Origin of the sequence: Nonomuraea glycinis, from assembly GCF_014646515.1 — a bacterium.
GTDB lineage: Bacteria > Actinomycetota > Actinomycetes > Streptosporangiales > Streptosporangiaceae > Nonomuraea > Nonomuraea glycinis.
Genome location: NZ_BMNK01000016.1, coordinates 64,643 through 78,664, shown reverse-complemented (window position 1 = coordinate 78,664; position 14,022 = coordinate 64,643). Strand labels below are relative to the sequence as shown.

Annotated in this window: 13 protein-coding genes and 3 pseudogenes; 11 read left to right on the top strand and 5 right to left on the bottom strand. The window is 68.4% G+C overall.

The features are described from left to right. Window positions 1–50 precede the first annotated feature (50 nt). Window positions 51–905: a CPBP family intramembrane glutamic endopeptidase gene (locus IEY87_RS34415; RefSeq protein WP_189143019.1), complete on the top strand. Its 855-nt coding sequence runs from the start codon at window positions 51–53 to the stop codon at window positions 903–905. A gap of 427 nt (window positions 906–1,332) precedes the next feature. Beyond that, window positions 1,333–2,340, top strand: a complete 1,008-nt coding sequence (locus IEY87_RS34410; RefSeq protein ID WP_189143018.1) for a zinc-dependent alcohol dehydrogenase family protein — start codon at window positions 1,333–1,335, stop codon at window positions 2,338–2,340. 37 nt (window positions 2,341–2,377) lie between these two features. Here the strand turns inward: IEY87_RS34410 and IEY87_RS34405 are convergent, their stop codons facing one another. Next, window positions 2,378–3,325, bottom strand: coding sequence for a GlxA family transcriptional regulator (locus IEY87_RS34405; RefSeq protein WP_189143017.1), 948 nt, complete (start codon window positions 3,323–3,325; stop codon window positions 2,378–2,380). Between the two features lie 181 nt (window positions 3,326–3,506). After that, window positions 3,507–3,818 carry a hypothetical protein gene (locus IEY87_RS34400; protein WP_189143016.1) on the bottom strand — a complete coding sequence of 104 codons (312 nt, stop codon included), beginning with the start codon at window positions 3,816–3,818 and terminating at the stop codon, window positions 3,507–3,509. Between the two features lie 74 nt (window positions 3,819–3,892). Between IEY87_RS34400 and IEY87_RS47320 the strand changes: the two are divergent. Next, a pseudogene (locus tag IEY87_RS47320) lies at window positions 3,893–4,111 on the top strand (Tn3 family transposase); the annotation flags it as partial. A 122-nt stretch (window positions 4,112–4,233) separates the two neighbouring features. Here IEY87_RS47320 and IEY87_RS47315 read toward each other — a convergent pair. Both IEY87_RS47315 and IEY87_RS34385 read right to left on the bottom strand, forming a co-directional pair. After that, window positions 4,234–4,668 (bottom strand): recombinase family protein, encoded by a 435-nt coding sequence (locus IEY87_RS47315; RefSeq protein ID WP_225277949.1) that lies wholly within the window; start codon window positions 4,666–4,668, stop codon window positions 4,234–4,236. An 18-nt stretch (window positions 4,669–4,686) separates the two neighbouring features. Then, window positions 4,687–5,340: a TetR/AcrR family transcriptional regulator gene (locus IEY87_RS34385; protein WP_225277903.1), complete on the bottom strand. Its 654-nt coding sequence runs from the start codon at window positions 5,338–5,340 to the stop codon at window positions 4,687–4,689. A 108-nt stretch (window positions 5,341–5,448) separates the two neighbouring features. On the opposite strand from IEY87_RS34385, the gene IEY87_RS34380 reads away from it, so the two are divergent. The 4 genes and pseudogenes from IEY87_RS34380 to IEY87_RS47310 all read left to right on the top strand — a co-directional run bounded on the left by IEY87_RS34380 (window position 5,449) and on the right by IEY87_RS47310 (window position 9,376). Then, window positions 5,449–6,663: a metal-dependent hydrolase family protein gene (locus IEY87_RS34380; protein ID WP_225277948.1), complete on the top strand. Its 1,215-nt coding sequence runs from the start codon at window positions 5,449–5,451 to the stop codon at window positions 6,661–6,663. Beyond that, window positions 6,660–7,514, top strand: a complete 855-nt coding sequence (locus tag IEY87_RS34375; protein ID WP_189143014.1) for an alpha/beta hydrolase — start codon at window positions 6,660–6,662, stop codon at window positions 7,512–7,514. The genes IEY87_RS34380 and IEY87_RS34375 overlap by 4 nt, the downstream gene beginning before the upstream one ends. Then, on the top strand, window positions 7,504–8,811 hold the full coding sequence (locus IEY87_RS34370; RefSeq protein WP_189143013.1) for an NAD(P)/FAD-dependent oxidoreductase: 1,308 nt from the start codon (window positions 7,504–7,506) through the stop codon (window positions 8,809–8,811). Before IEY87_RS34375 ends, IEY87_RS34370 begins: the two co-directional genes overlap by 11 nt. After that, window positions 8,811–9,376, top strand: a pseudogene (locus IEY87_RS47310) (Tn3 family transposase). Before IEY87_RS34370 ends, IEY87_RS47310 begins: the two are co-directional and overlap by 1 nt. A gap of 251 nt (window positions 9,377–9,627) precedes the next feature. Here IEY87_RS47310 and IEY87_RS34360 read toward each other — a convergent pair. Then, entirely contained in the window at window positions 9,628–10,200 is a 573-nt protein-coding gene (locus tag IEY87_RS34360; RefSeq protein ID WP_189143012.1) for a TetR/AcrR family transcriptional regulator, read from the bottom strand. A gap of 84 nt (window positions 10,201–10,284) precedes the next feature. Between IEY87_RS34360 and IEY87_RS34355 the strand changes: the two genes are divergently transcribed. The 4 genes and pseudogenes from IEY87_RS34355 (at window position 10,285) to IEY87_RS46180 (ending at window position 13,942) form a co-directional block, all read left to right on the top strand. Beyond that, a complete protein-coding gene (locus IEY87_RS34355) occupies window positions 10,285–11,163 on the top strand; it encodes an SDR family oxidoreductase (protein WP_189143011.1) in 879 nt (292 codons plus the stop codon). 80 nt (window positions 11,164–11,243) lie between these two features. Then, window positions 11,244–12,773 carry an FAD-dependent monooxygenase gene (locus IEY87_RS34350; protein WP_225277902.1) on the top strand — a complete coding sequence of 510 codons (1,530 nt, stop codon included), beginning with the start codon at window positions 11,244–11,246 and terminating at the stop codon, window positions 12,771–12,773. 526 nt (window positions 12,774–13,299) lie between these two features. Beyond that, window positions 13,300–13,494: pseudogene (locus IEY87_RS47420) on the top strand (zinc finger domain-containing protein); the annotation flags it as partial. A gap of 94 nt (window positions 13,495–13,588) precedes the next feature. Continuing rightward, the gene (locus tag IEY87_RS46180) at window positions 13,589–13,942 is read left to right on the top strand and encodes a recombinase family protein (protein WP_225277901.1); all 354 of its coding nucleotides are present in this window, start codon (window positions 13,589–13,591) and stop codon (window positions 13,940–13,942) included. The last annotated feature ends 80 nt before the right edge of the window (window positions 13,943–14,022 follow it).

Genomic DNA, 14,022 nt, shown 5'->3' with positions numbered 1-14,022 from the left:
TCGCACTGCCTGGGACACTGCCCGAACGTCCGTTCGGCGTCCACTTCCGGATGGCGCGCTGGAAGTCCCTGGTCGTCCTGATCGCTATACCGGCGATGCTGCTCCTGGTCCAGATCATCGTGTTCCAACCGGTCGTCCTGATCGAAGGCCCGGCAGACCCGAACAAGCCTGCACTTACACCGCTCACGATCGTCGCCACGGGCCTCAGCACCGCCATCACCGCGTTGCTCGCGACGATACTGGTCTCGAAGATGGCGAAGGTGCCGTGGCGGGCGGTGTTCCGTCACACCCGCACCTTCGACTGGCGCCGCGTCGGGGTCTATCTCCTCGGATCTGCGGGCCTGGTCGGTCTTACAATCATCGTGACGGCACTCATCGAGCCGGGGTCTACCGGGATGGGGGAATTCAAGATCGGGGCATCCACCGTCGCCATCCTCATCGCCACTCTTCTCGCCACCCCTCTGCAGTCGGCAGGTGAGGAGATAGCCTTCCGAGGAGCGGCCATCCCCGCCGCCGGCTCCTGGTTCCGTAGCATCCGTCTCGCCATGGCGTTCGGCATTATCGTCTCCGGAGCGCTCTTCGCAGTGGTCCACGTGTCCCTGGACCCGTGGCTCGTCAGCTATCTGTTCGTCTTCTCCGCGTGCACAGCGCTCATGGGCCTGATCAGCGGCGGGCTGGAAGCCGCGATGGCATTCCACGTCTCCAACAACGTTCTCGCAGGCATCGTGAATGGCCTCTTCGCAGGCGGCGGCCCGTCGGTGATCGACCGTGCCGTCGGCTCCGGGCCCGGCGCCTCCATCATCATCCTCATGGTGATGAACGTCCTGGTCGTCGTCATGGTCTGGCTCATGGAGCGCGCCAAGCGCTCGAACTTGACGGCACCGACGGCGCCTGGGAACCGCTGAGAGGGCGATTCGTAGTTGATGCCCCTTTGATCGCTTGCGAACAATCCCGGCTCGGCCTCCACCAGAATCCCTGGTCGACCAGGGCGGTGCGGACGCTGCCGGGCTCGATGGCGGCGGCGACCCGGTCCAGCAGAGCGTTACCGATGGCGTTGTCGTGGATCGACGCTGCCGCGACCGCCACCGCGTCTTTACGCCCGTCGCGTACGGCGTGCGTTCACTCACCCGGCCATCTCAGCACGTCCATGCCCACCAGCCGGGCATAACGCTACAAAGTCATACGATCACGCTGAGATATCAAGGGTATAGCCTCACAGACCGCCCTCTCAGGAGACCAGGCCGTCCCCTCAGGGCTCGTGCGCGCCACGCTGAGAGGGAAGCCGCCGCCCCGGCGTGTCGCGCACCCAGAACTACGATGAGGAACCCCGATATGACTGATCCGATGAAGGCCATTGTGCTCACCCGTTTCGGAGGGACCGATGCTTTCGAGCTGCGCGACGTCTCGGTACCGGAGGTCGAACCCCGCCAGGTGCGGGTGCGCGTCCATGCGACCGCCCTCAACCCGCTCGACTATCAGATCCGTCGCGGAGACTACGCGGATCATGTGCCACTCCCGGCGATCATCGGACACGACATCTCCGGAGTGATCGAGGAAGTCGGATCCCACGTGACCGAGTTTCGCGTCGGCGATGCGGTGTACTACACGCCCCGGATCTTCGGCGGCCCCGGCTCCTACGCCGAGCAGCACGTCGCCGACGTCGACCTCGTTGCCCGGAAGCCGGAGAACCTCAGTCACCTGGAGGCGGCGAGCCTGACTCTCGTCGGCGGTACGGTCTGGGAGTCGCTGGTGACTCGAGCTCAGCTCACCGTGGGGGAGACGATCCTCATCCATGGAGGCACGGGCGGTGTCGGCGCGATCGCGATCCAGGTCGCGGAGGCGATCGGCGCGCGAGTGATCACCACCGCGAAGGCCGGCGACCATGAGTTCGTGCGCTCTCTCGGAGCGGATGCGGTGATCGACCACACCTCCGCGGACTACGTCGATGCCGTGGCCGAGCTGACGCGAGGCAAGGGAGTCGATGTCGTCTTCGACACGATCGGTGGCGACGCGCTCACACGGAGCCCGCTGACGCTCGCCGACTCCGGACGCGTCGTCAGCATCGTCGACCTCGCGCAGCCGCAGAACCTCATCGAGGCGTGGGGCAGGAACGCCGCCTATCACTTCGTCTTCACACGACAGAACCGAGGAAAGCTGGACGGGCTCACCGCGCTGGTCGAGCGCGGTCGCGTGAAGCCGGTCATCGGCGCGACTCTTCCGCTCGCTCGGATGGGTGAGGCTCATGAACTCCTGGAGAACAGGCGGTCGTATGCACTCCGCGGCAAGGTCGCGATCGATGTTGCGGGCGAAACTGTCGCGCTTCCCCCTCGCATCTTGTAGGGGAACGCTCCAGGCACTCGGGCGATGCTCGCGGTGGTCAGCTCCGCCCGGAGAAGGTGGCGCGGTACTCCGAGGGGGACACGTCCAGGAGCCGGCGGAAATGCAGTCGGAGGTTCGACCCGGTTCCCAGGCCGACCTGGTCCGCGATGCGGTCGACCGACAGCCTCGTGCTCTCCAGGAGTTCGCGGGCGGTGTCGACCCGCGCCCGGAGGATCCATTGCAGCGGGGTGCTGCCGGTCTCTTCGGTGAAGCGGCGCAGGAACGTGCGGGGCGACATCCGCGCGTGTGCGGCGAGTCCGGCGATCGTGAGCTGCTGGTCGAGCCGCGTCATAGCCCATTCGCGCGTCGCGGCGAGGGTTTCGCCATGGGCTGCCGAGCTGGTCTTCGGCAGGTACTGGGCCTGACCCCCGGTCCGGTAGGGCGCGGTGACGAGTCCTCGTGCGATCTCGTTCGCCGCGCTCACGCCGAGATCGCGCCGAACGATGTGCAGGCACAGGTCGAGACCGGCGGCAGCCCCCGCCGAGGTGAGGATGGATCCTTCGTCGACGAACAGCACGTTCGGCTCGACCGCGATCTGCGGATGCCGCTCCGCGAGTTTCTCCGCCGCATCCCAGTGCGTCGTCGCCCGCAGGCCGTCGAGCAGGCCGGCATCGGCGAGGGCGAATGCGCCGTAGCAGATCGACGCGATGCGTGCCCCGCGGGATGCGGCGCTCTGGAGAGCTTCGCGCACCTCCACCGGTATGGGCCGACCTGCCGGAGCGTACCCCGGCACGACGATCGTGTCCGCGTCGGCCAGTGCCTCCAGGCCCCGCGGGACCGTGTAGCCGATGGGGCCGTTGGACGGCACCGTTCCGGCGGTGACCCCGCAGGCCGACACCTCGTAGGGGAACCCCGTCTCCGGATGGAACACCTCCGCCGGGATCCCGACGTCCAGCGGGAGCGCCCCGTCGAGTACGAGAACCACCACCTGATGCGGTCGCTGCATTACCCGACTCCGATCCGGTCGACGCGTGCCGACTGCGTCATTATCCTCGCACATATGCGCATTACCGCCATCCGTGCGCATCTGCCTCGGGACGGTGCCCAGCGCGGCTGGGATGATGTGGCTCAGGTCAGTCGCTGACGACCCGGTCGAACCAATCGCCCTGGGGACTGCGTGCCCAGGGCTACTTGCTGTCGATGCGGCCGAGTGCCGCACCGGTCTCAGCCAGCGCTGCGGTGGCCTTCGCCCATCCGGTACCGGCCGGGTCCAGCGCCCTGCGCAGGTAGGCGGTGGTCAGTCGCTGCAGGACCGCGACGCGCTCCGGGTTCTCGTCGGTGGTCTCGGCGGCTTCCCAGCTCGGGATGCCGCCCAGGGAGTTCTCGGTGCCGAACAGGGTCAGCAGGTCGGTGGCGCCCGGGCTGTGGGCGTAGGCGTCTGTGCACCAGTCCGGGCCGCGGCTGGACATCTTCGACTGCTCGTGGTCGCCGGCCACCACGAGCGTGGGCGTGGTCAGCTCGGTGAGCGATGGGTTGAACGGGAAGTGCTCCCGCCCTCGCCGCGAAGGAGCACCAGGAAGTCTCCATGCTCAGCCTGCACCTGCTCCAGTCCGCCCTGGTGTTCATCAACACCCTGCTCATCCAGTCCGTCCTCAAGGACCCCGCCTGGTAGCAGCGCCTGACCGACGCCGACAAGCGCGGCCTGTCGCCGCTGTTCTGGTCCAACGCCAACCTGTACGGCACGATCGACATCGACATGGGCCGCCGCCTCGGCCTCGACCTGGCGGCCTGATCATCAGGGTTAGGTTCTTCGGCCAGGTCGCCGTCGTCCTGTCCGCCTGATCATCAGCCCTTGACCAACACCGAACAACCAACGGCGATGCGGCATGCACCTGACCGTCGGGATAGCACTGATCATCGGGCTGCCCGGCCGGCAGAACTGCCGATAAGCACAGGTCCGAGAGTGCGGGCGCGCTGCGCTAATCCTGCGGCGCGCGCAAGGCGGCCGCCGACCTGACCTCTCAGCGGACAGAAGCGGGATGCTGGGGGATAACTGCGGGTCAGCGCTCCACCGGTACCCCGTAGGCGGTGGAGCGGCCGATTGTGAGGGTGCGGGCAGCCTCGGTGATCGAGACACCGTCGCCGACCAGGCGGCGTAGGGTGGCCGGCTCGGCGGAGCCGATCACGCGCGGCCGGCCGGTCTTTTCTTGCCGGCAGCGTGGCACCGGTGGCCTCGCGGCGCTTGGCGGCGGGCATGCCCTCGGACTGGCGCTCGGCTCGCAGTTCCCGTTCGTATTCCGCGGCCGCGGCCAGGACCGCGAACATGAACCGGCCCTCTTTGGTGCCCAGATCGAAGTTCGCTTCATCTCATGCACCATGACGATCACGCGCCGGTGTGGGACGGCCTGCTTGAGGGTGCGGGCGTACTCCATCGCCTGAGTGAACACCGGCCACGTTGCCGGGGAGCATGCGCAGGATCATGTCGACGGCGTCCTCCGAGTGGACTCCTGGAGTCAGGACTTCCTGTAAGAGCAGGCCGCGGATCGCGGCAACGGCGACGGTGGCCATGGTCAGCGCTTCCCCGGTGTCGTGCCCTTCGCGCTCCGCGAGTGAGGCCAGCATTTTGGTCAGGTCGTCGAGCGAGTCGATGAACTCGCGGAAGTCCTCCGGCCTGTACGCGGCCAGTCCTACGACGTGGAAGAAGCCGCGGACACGCGACAACTGCTCCGGGCGGGTGTAGGTCCGCCAGATCGCCATAACGAGGTTGGTGAAGGTGCCCTGCTGGGCGGCTGCGAAAAGGGCCTCGTTGTCACGAGATCGCTGTGCCTTGAGCATGGCCGCCAGGACGCCCGGAAGTGATCCGAAGTGGTATCGCAGGAGGGCGTGGCTGGTTTCGGTCCGGGCGGCGATCTCGCGGAGCGACACCTCCGGTGAGGGAAGGGCCTCGTCGAAGGTGTCGAGGAGCCGGGCCAGGAGGCGCTCGCGTGCGTCGCCTTTGCGTTCCGTGGTTGACAGGATCACTCCTACAGTTTATCCATTGGAAAAGATTGCTGGCGGCGCCGTGTTGCTTCGTACATGGTCGCAGTCAGCTCGCGACGGCGGAGGGAACGACTCGTGGGACGTTTGCAGGTGGTCGGCGCGGCGGTCGCCGACGGGACGGGGCGCGACCCCACAGACGTCGACGTCACCGTCGAAGACGGGTGGATCACCCAGCTCGGGGCCTCCGGTGACGAACCCGGCGAGCGGCTCGACGCCGGGGGACTGACGATGACGCCCGGCCTGATCGACGCGCACGTTCACCTGGGCCTGTCGAGCCCGATCCAGCCGCAGTTCTCGTTCCAGATCAGTGCCGCCGAGATCGCGGCGGACATCTTCGCCACGGCCGGCGCAGCGCTCGACGCCGGCTTCACGACCGTCCGGGACACCGGCGGGATCGACGGCGGCGTCGTCACCACGATCGCGAAGGGCAAGGTCAGGGGACCGCGCGTCCTGTCGTGCGGACCTGTGCAGTGCCAGATCGGTGGGCACGGCTACTACGGAGCCGACTGGGAACCCACCGAGCTGTGGAGCGGCCATCACCTTCCGGGTCTGTGTGCCCTGTCCATGATGTCGGGCAACGCGGACGAGCTGCGAGGCAACGTACGTGAGGCCTTCCGCCGCGGAGCCTCCTTTCTGAAGCTCTGTGTGACCGGGGGAGTGGTCAGCGCTCACGACCGGCTGACCGACACCCAGTTCACCGTGGAGGAGATCGCCGTCGCTGTGCAGGAAGCCGCGGCACGGGGCACTTACGTGACGGTTCACGCCCACAACAATGAAGGCATTCGGAACGCGGTCGAGGCCGGGGCGCGCTGTGTCGAGCACGGCACCGACCTCGATGAGCCCACGGCCACCTTGATGGCCACGCGCGGGGTCGCCCTTGTGCCCACGTTCGCCGTCGTCGAGCGACTGCTGCACGACCCCGCGGAAGTTGGCCTCGGCGAGTCGGTCCGCGATCGTGTGCTGGGTGTCCGTGAGCGGATGATCGAGGCGCTCGCTGCCGCCAAGGAGGCCGGAGTGCGGATCGGGCTGGGTTCCGATCTCATCGGTCCGGCTCAGGACCGTCGCGGCAGAGAACTCAGCCTCCGCGCAGCCCTCGAGACGCCGATGGAAGCGCTCGTGGCGGCGACCCAGACCAACGCCGAGATCCTCGGCCTGTCCGGCCAGGTGGGTGTCATCACTCCCGGCGCGCAGGCAGACCTCGTTCTCTGGAACGGCAACCCGCTCGAAGACCCAGAACTGTTCTCCGACCCCACCAACGCCGTCCTCGTAATCCAGGCCGGCCAAATCGTAAAGGACCTCAGATGAGCACCATGTGGCAGGGCTGCCTCGCCGACACCGACTACTTCGAGCTGCGTTCCAGCGGTGGGTACGACTACGGCGTCTGGGTCACCACGCCACCGCGCTACGACCCTGCCGCGGCGCAAGCGCCTGTCGTGTACGTGCTCGACGGCAATTGGGCCGTGGGCCTGACCGCCCCACTCATCGTCACGCAACTGGACCCCATGCAGTCGATTCAGCCCTACGTCCAAGTTAGCGTGGGTTACGCAGGCGAGGAGGCAGAGCACTGGGAGCGGTTGCGCAACCGCGACCTCGTGCCCCCCGGCGAACCCATCGCGAAGGAGTACATCGATGCGGTGGAGATGGGGGTCGAAGCGGGCCTGATGACTCGCGAGAAAGCCGACGCCTACCTCGCTGAATTGAGCGACAGCCGCGGGGATATGTTCCTGAACTTCCTTACCGACGACCTGCACCCGCGGATCGAACGCGACTACGGCACAGCCCCGAGCGGTCACGGCCTCTTCGGCTATTCCTACGGCGGACTCTTCAGTCTCTACGCCTGGCTCACCAATAGCACCTTCTTCGAGAGCATCGGCGCGGGCAGCCCTGGCATCGTCGATGCAGACAGTCAGGTCTTCGCTCGTCTTCAAGCAATGGGTGACACCCTGCCTGCTACCAAGCTTCACGTGACCTTCAACGACCGAGAGATCCTCGGAGACCTGGCGGTCTACCAGAATCTCGCGAAGAACGCGGCCACGTTCCTTCACCGCCTCACCTCACGCAGCGGATCCGTCACCAGCGCACTCATGCACGAAACGCACGTGACTGGGCTGCAGGCCTCCTTCCTCAGTTATCTCAGGACCTGCCGTGCCCGGTAAGCGCACGGACGTCGTGGTGATCGGGTCGGGGGTGATCGGCGCGTCGGTCGCCTTGGAACTCGCCCGCCGTGGCTGGCAGGTGACGGTGGTCGACAAGGCCGGGGGCGCCGGCCACGGCTCCACGAGTGCGTCCAGCGCGGTGGTGCGGTTCAACTTCTCCACCGCCGCGGGCGTCGCCACCGCCTGGGAGGCGCACTTCGGCTGGAAGTCGTGGGCGGAGCACCTTGGCCGCGACGTCGGGCCGTTGGCTCGGTACGTACGGTGCGGGATGGCGATGCTGGATGTGGACGTGGCTCCTCGGTCGGTGTACCTGCCGTTGTTCCAGAACGCGGGTATCCCGTTCGAGGAGTGGACGAGTGTGGACCTGTCGGAGCGGATCCTGGGTATCGACGTCGGCAGGTACTGGCCACCGAAACGTATCGACGACGACGAGTTCTGGGCCGAGACCGAAACCACGCTGGGTGCCGTGTACACACCTGATGCGGGGTTCGTGAACGATCCGCAACTGGCGGCGCAGAATCTGGCCGCCGCCGCGCGGGCACACGGTGCCGAGTTCCGGTTCCATACGTCGGTGCGCGGGATCGAGCAGGCTCATGGCCGGGTCACCGCGGTGACACTCGCGGACGGGAGCAGGATCCCCTGCGGCGTGGTGGTCAACGCCGCAGGCCCATGGTCGACCCGCATCAACGAGCTGGCCTCGGTCGGATCCGACTTCACCGTGGGATGCCGGCCGTTACGGCAGGAGGTCGCGCACGTCGCGGCCCCCGAGGGTTTCGGCGCCGACAACCGCGCCGGGATCTGCGTCGCGGACATGGACCTGGGTATCTACCTGCGCGGTGAGGCCGGCGGGGGACTGCTGGTGGGTGGTACGGAACCGGAATGCGACCCGCTGCAGTGGGTGGACGACCCGGATGCCGTCACCGCACATCCGACGACGGCGGTGTTCGAGGCCCAGGTGACGAGGGCTGCGCGACGGCTACCGGCGTTGGAGATACCGAATCGGGCTCGCGGGGTCGTGGGAGTCTACGACGTCGCCGACGACTGGACGCCGATTTACGACCGTACGGAGCTGGACGGGTTCTACGTCGCCATGGGGACGAGCGGCAACCAGTTCAAGAACGCGCCGGTCGTCGGCAAGTTCCTCGCCGCAATCATCGAACAGACCGAGAACGGCGTAGATCACGACGAACGGCCGGTACGATTCGTCGGCGAGCACACCGGCCTGGCCATAGACCTTTCGGCGTTCTCCCGCAAGCGTCCCCGCGGCACCGAGAACTCGGGCACGGTCCTGGGCTGATGCACCTTCTTGGCATTTCGTCCACTGATGTCATCCGCCTGGGATTCGTCGGCTGGGAAGGTCGCGCCGAAGTACCACACATGGCGCCGGTGCTCTCCACCAAGACGATCGACTGGGACCTGATCGCTCAGCAGTACGACCAGATCGTGAAGTACACCACCGCCCTGCGCCTGGGCACCGCGGAGGCAGAGCAGGTCCTGCGGCGCTTACCCGGGGCGGGCCCAAGCGTCCGACGTACCGGGCGATCGAGGAGTTGGGCCGGGCGGTGCGGACCTCGTTCGTCTGCGACTACCTTGCCGACGCCGAGATGCGCCAGGAGATTCACGAGGGCTTGCAGGTGGTGGAGAACTGGAACTCCGCGAACAAGGACCTGTTCTACGGCAAGGACGGCGACCTGGCCGGTGCGGACAAAGAGTCCCAGGAGGTGTCCATGCTTGCGCTGCACCTGCTTCAGTCCGCTTTGGTGCACGTCAACACGCTGCTGGTGCAGGAGGTCCTGGCCGATCCGAAGTGGGCGGCACGGCTCACCGACGCGGACCGCCGGGCGCTGTCCCCGCTGTTCTAGACCCATGTGAATCCGTACGGCCGGTTCGAGCTGAACATGAACAGTCGTCTCGATCTGGTCCTGTCCGTACGGGCGAACATCTCGGAGACGTCACGGTGCCGTCCGGCCGCGCGTAGGTGAGCAGTTCGGCGGAACTTCGGGCGCTGGACATCGATCACACCAAGCCCGCGACCAGGTACCACCCGAGACCCAGCAGCACCCTGCCGCGGTACACGACCTCGCCACCCCCCCATCCTCGGCGGACTCCGGGTTCAGTCGAGGGAGGAAATGGCCGCGCGCAATTCGCGGAGTTTCAGGCGGAGCAATGCGGTCAGTTCCTGATCGCACGCGGGATCGATCCAGCACGCGTAGGCGTCGGTGAAGGCGAGGACGCCCAGCCAGGCGGCTAGCCCGGCCGCCGGGTCGGCGATGCCGCGCCGGCGCAGCGCCAGCGTCATGGCGTCGGCGAAGGAGTGGTGCTTGAGTGCCTCCCGCTCCCGCAGGTCGCTGTTGCTCTCGACGACGGCGCGCAGGGCGGGGCCGATCGCGTGCAGCTCGGGGGTGAAGTTGCCCGCCGCCGCCTCCAGGCCGGCCGCGACGGCGCTCAGCGGCGTCGCCTCGTCGGGCGCGGCGTCGATCCCGCCGGCCAGCAGCTCGCACAGCACGTCCTGGCCGGCGAAGAGCACTTCCCTCTTGTCCGGGAAGTGCCGGAAGAAGGTGCTTTTGGTCAGGCCGGCCCGCTGGGCGATCTGCACGACGGTGGTGCTGTCGTAACCGTGCTCGTCGAACAGTTCCACGGCGGCGCGTACAAGTCGTTCCCGCGCCTGCGGCTCCCAGCGGCTCATGCGCCCAGGATAGACGATGGGACTTTGTCCCGTCATCGTGCTACGTTGACGGGACAAAGTCCCATCACTGGAAAAGAGCGACTCATGCGAGTTTTCGTCACCGGCGCCTCCGGCTGGATCGGTTCCCCCGTCCTGCGCGAACTCCTCGCCGCCGGACACCAGGTTGTCGGCCTCGTCCGGTCGGACTCCTCAGCGCGTGCCGTAGCGGCGGCCGGGGGCGAGCCGGTCCTCGGCGACGTGGCGGACCTCGACGCCGTGGCCGCACTGGCCCGCGGCGTCGACGGCGTCATCCACCTGGCCTTCGACCACGACTTCTCCCGGTTCGAACAGTCGGTGAAGGAGGAGGGGGAAGTGCTCGGGGCACTGGGGGCGGCGCTGGCCGGTTCGGGAAAGCCCCTGGTGGTGGCGTCGGGAACCCCGGCGGAACCCGGCGTTCTCGCCACCGAGCGCAGTGACTCCGCCGGGGACGGTCCCGCCGCAGTGCGCGGGGCGAACGCCCGCGTCGTGCTCGACCTCGCCCGGCACGGCGTTCGGTCCTGCGTGGTGCGGCTGCCCCGGTCCGTGCACGGCGAGGGCGACGCCGGCTTCATCGCCCAGCTCGTCGCCATCGCGCGCAGGGACGGCGTTTGCGGTTACGTCGGCGACGGGTCGCAGCGCTGGCCTGCCGTGCACGTGCTCGACGCGGCCCGATTGTTCCGCGCCGGACTGGAGGACGCCCCCGCCGGATCGGTCCTGCACGCGGTCGGCGACGAAGGCGTACCCATCCTGGCCGTCGCCCAGGCCATCGGCAGGCACCTCGGTCTGCCCAGCGCGTCGCTGCCCGCCGAGACCCTCGGCTTTCTCGGCGGCCTCCTCGCCGTCGACCAGCCGGCGTCGAGCGCCTACACGCAGGACCTGCTGGGCTGGTTCCCCCGCGAGCCCGGACTCCTGGCCGACCTGGAGGCCGGCCACTACTTCCGCTGACCGCCGCCGATGGCACCGATTTCGTTCTCACGCGCACGGCCGGAACCGGCACATGCGCCAACAGACATGGAGCAGCACTGGTGAATGAGTTCGTCACCGAAGATTTCGACGTGGTGATCGTGGGAGCAGGCCCAGTCGGTCTGATGCTGGCCGCCGAACTGCACCTGTCCGGCGTGCGGCCCCTGGTGGTCGACAGCGCGCACGAGCGCGCCCGGGAGCCCAAGGCGGGCGGCATCGTAGGACAGGTCGTGAGGCTGCTCGACCACCGCGGCCTGTACCAGCGCATCACCGGGGACGCCGAGGCACCCCGGCCGCTGGAGGCATACCTCTACGGCGGGATGACACTGCGCCTGCACGACTGGCCGGAGAACCAGCTGTACGGCTTCACCGTCCACCAGTGGGACCTGGAGACACGGCTGGAGGAGCGGGCGCTGGAGCTCGGCGCCGAGATCCGCCGCGGCAGCGAGCTGGTCGGTTTCGAGCAGGACGCGGACAGGGTGACGGTGCGGCTGACCACGGGCACGGTGCGCACCCGGTACCTGATCGGGTGCGACGGCGCGCACAGCAGGGTCCGCAGGCAGGCGGGCATCGTCTTCACGGGAACGAGCAGTCCGCATCCGCTCACCTACGCCGCGGACGCCGTGCTCTCCGACGAGCACCTGGCGGAGCTGACCGGCGACCACTCCACCCCTGTCGGCCTCACCTACCGGCGGACCGAGCACGGCGTGTTCGCCTGCGTCCCGGCCGGTCCCGGCACGCACCGGGTCGTGACGATGGAGTGGGGCAGGCAGGAGGAACACGAGCCCGTCACCTTCGACCAGGTCCGCTCGGCGGTGACCCGCGTGACCGGCCGAGAGGTGTCGATGCGCCGGCCGACCGGCACCGGCTCGCACCTGCTGCGACGCCGGACGGGCACCAGTTCGCGCCTGGCGGAGCACTACCGGCGGGGCCGGGTCTTCCTGGCGGGCGACGCGGCACACGCGCATTCTTCGGTCGGCGCACCGGGTCTCAACCTCGGCCTGCAGGACGCGGCCAACCTCGGCTGGAAGCTGGCCGCCGAGCTCAACGGCTGGGCGCCGCCCGGCCTGCTGGACACCTACCACGCCGAACGCCACCTGGCCGGACGCAGGGTGATGAGCTCCAGCAGGGCGCAGTCGGCACTGCTGGCCCCAGGGGCCGACGTCACCGCACTGCGCGAAGTGCTCGGCGACCTGCTGGCAGACCCCGCGGCGGCCCGCCGGATCGCCGCGATGATGTCGGGCTCCGACGTTGTCTACCCGTCCGCCGCACCAGGCGGGCACCCGTCGACGGGCAGGTGGGTTGCCGACCTCCGGGTGAACGCCGACGGCGGCTCCGTGCGCCTGGCGGAGCGGGCGCGCCACGGCAGACCGATGCTGCTGTGCCCGCCGGAGACGGACACGCTGGCGGACACGGCCTCGCCCTGGTCCGGCCGGGTGGACCTGCTGACCGTCACCGCCGCACCTGGGGCCCCGCCACGCGAGACGGTCCTGGTCCGCCCCGACGGGTACGTGGCGTGGGCAGGCACCGAACCCGCCGAACTCGCCGCAGCGCTGCGGACGTGGTTCGGCCCGCCGTCCCGGCACGTCTGACGATCACGTTACGACGCCGGGCGGGCGCACCCTGCCCGTCCGGCCTCGGGACTGGGGGGCTCGCATGTAGAGGTGTCGCGTATTCGGCGTGCAGCTTCGGCGGCTGATTACCGACGGTCACCGGCAACGGTGGTCCATCGCGGGTCGATGCGGCCTAGCCATGCGTCTTGATCGTCGGCCAGTGGTTGCTTCAGGAGAAGCGGGAGGAACCGGCAGCCGAAAGCGAGGCCGGTGTCGTCTCCGTCGCCGTCCAATCTCTCACGACTACTTTCCGTGGTGAACGACGGCCCACAGGCGGACCTGCCGTCGAGCTGGACTAGCTTGGATAAGACCAGCTCGGCGCGCTCGGCCTGCTCGCCGAACTCCTGCCCGAGCGTCCCTGACCTCCGCTCGGCCCCACCTTCGCGCGACTCTCACGAACGAACCCTTTCCCGGAGCAAGATCCAGAGCAGTCGGCGGAAGCGGCCCCCGGATTCACTGTCACAACTCGTTCTCACTCAAAGTGGAGGCGGACACGTTCTGGGAAATGTTTGTGACAGCATCCGGGGTCATGACGGAGCCTCACCCCGCACTCGCGTCCGACGCCGACGGCATCGAGCGCCACCCCTGCCCCCGCTGTCACGCATCGCCAGGCTCGCCCTGCCGCTCGCGTTCTGGCGCGGTCGCCGGCGCATACCACACCGGCCGCTTCACGAAGATGCCCCGGCTCGCCAAGCTCCTGCGCGTGCCGACCCCCGCCGACCGCGGGCCGGGGCAGCCGTGGCGGCCCGGCACCTCCGTCCCCGCGCCGGTCGACCCGGACACGCCGAGCGCGGATGCTCGCCGGACCGCTGGCGGGAATTTACGACCCCACCGGTCCGGGCCGTCTGCTATTCGGCTTCTTCACCGCGATGGCCGAGACCGAACGGGAGAACATCCGCGAGGCCACCCTCGAAGGGCTCGATGCCGCCTCCCGCCAAGGCAGGCACGGCGGTCGGCCACCGGTCATCACCGACGACATGCTGCACACCGTGCTCCGACGCCGCGCGAACGGCGAGACCGTCGAGGCCATCCAGCCGGACCGGCCCATGCGGAGCATTCGCGCCATCATCCATGCAAGCGTGACGGGCTACCCTCTCTCCGCCAGGCGCCGCCAGTCACATCAGGCCTTGTCGGCGTCCCAGCGGTAACGCTCCCAGAGCAGTTGCTGCTCGCGCTCCCACAGCCCGGATGAGGTTCCCCCCCCCGTACGACGGCCACCGATGGTGTG

Bases quoted from the DNA above. Each gene is read 5' to 3' on its own strand.
- IEY87_RS34360 (WP_189143012.1), bottom strand. From the start codon at position 10,200: ATGAGCCGCTGGGAGCCGCAGGCGCGGGAACGACTTGTACGCGCCGCC.
- IEY87_RS34415 (WP_189143019.1), top strand. From the start codon at position 51: ATGGCGCGCTGGAAGTCCCTGGTCGTCCTGATCGCTATACCGGCGATG.
- IEY87_RS34355 (WP_189143011.1), top strand. From the start codon at position 10,285: ATGCGAGTTTTCGTCACCGGCGCCTCCGGCTGGATCGGTTCCCCCGTC.
- IEY87_RS34405 (WP_189143017.1), bottom strand. From the start codon at position 3,325: ATGCAGCGACCGCATCAGGTGGTGGTTCTCGTACTCGACGGGGCGCTC.
- IEY87_RS34410 (WP_189143018.1), top strand. From the start codon at position 1,333: ATGACTGATCCGATGAAGGCCATTGTGCTCACCCGTTTCGGAGGGACC.
- IEY87_RS34375 (WP_189143014.1), top strand. From the start codon at position 6,660: ATGAGCACCATGTGGCAGGGCTGCCTCGCCGACACCGACTACTTCGAG.
- IEY87_RS46180 (WP_225277901.1), top strand. From the start codon at position 13,589: ATGCTCGCCGGACCGCTGGCGGGAATTTACGACCCCACCGGTCCGGGC.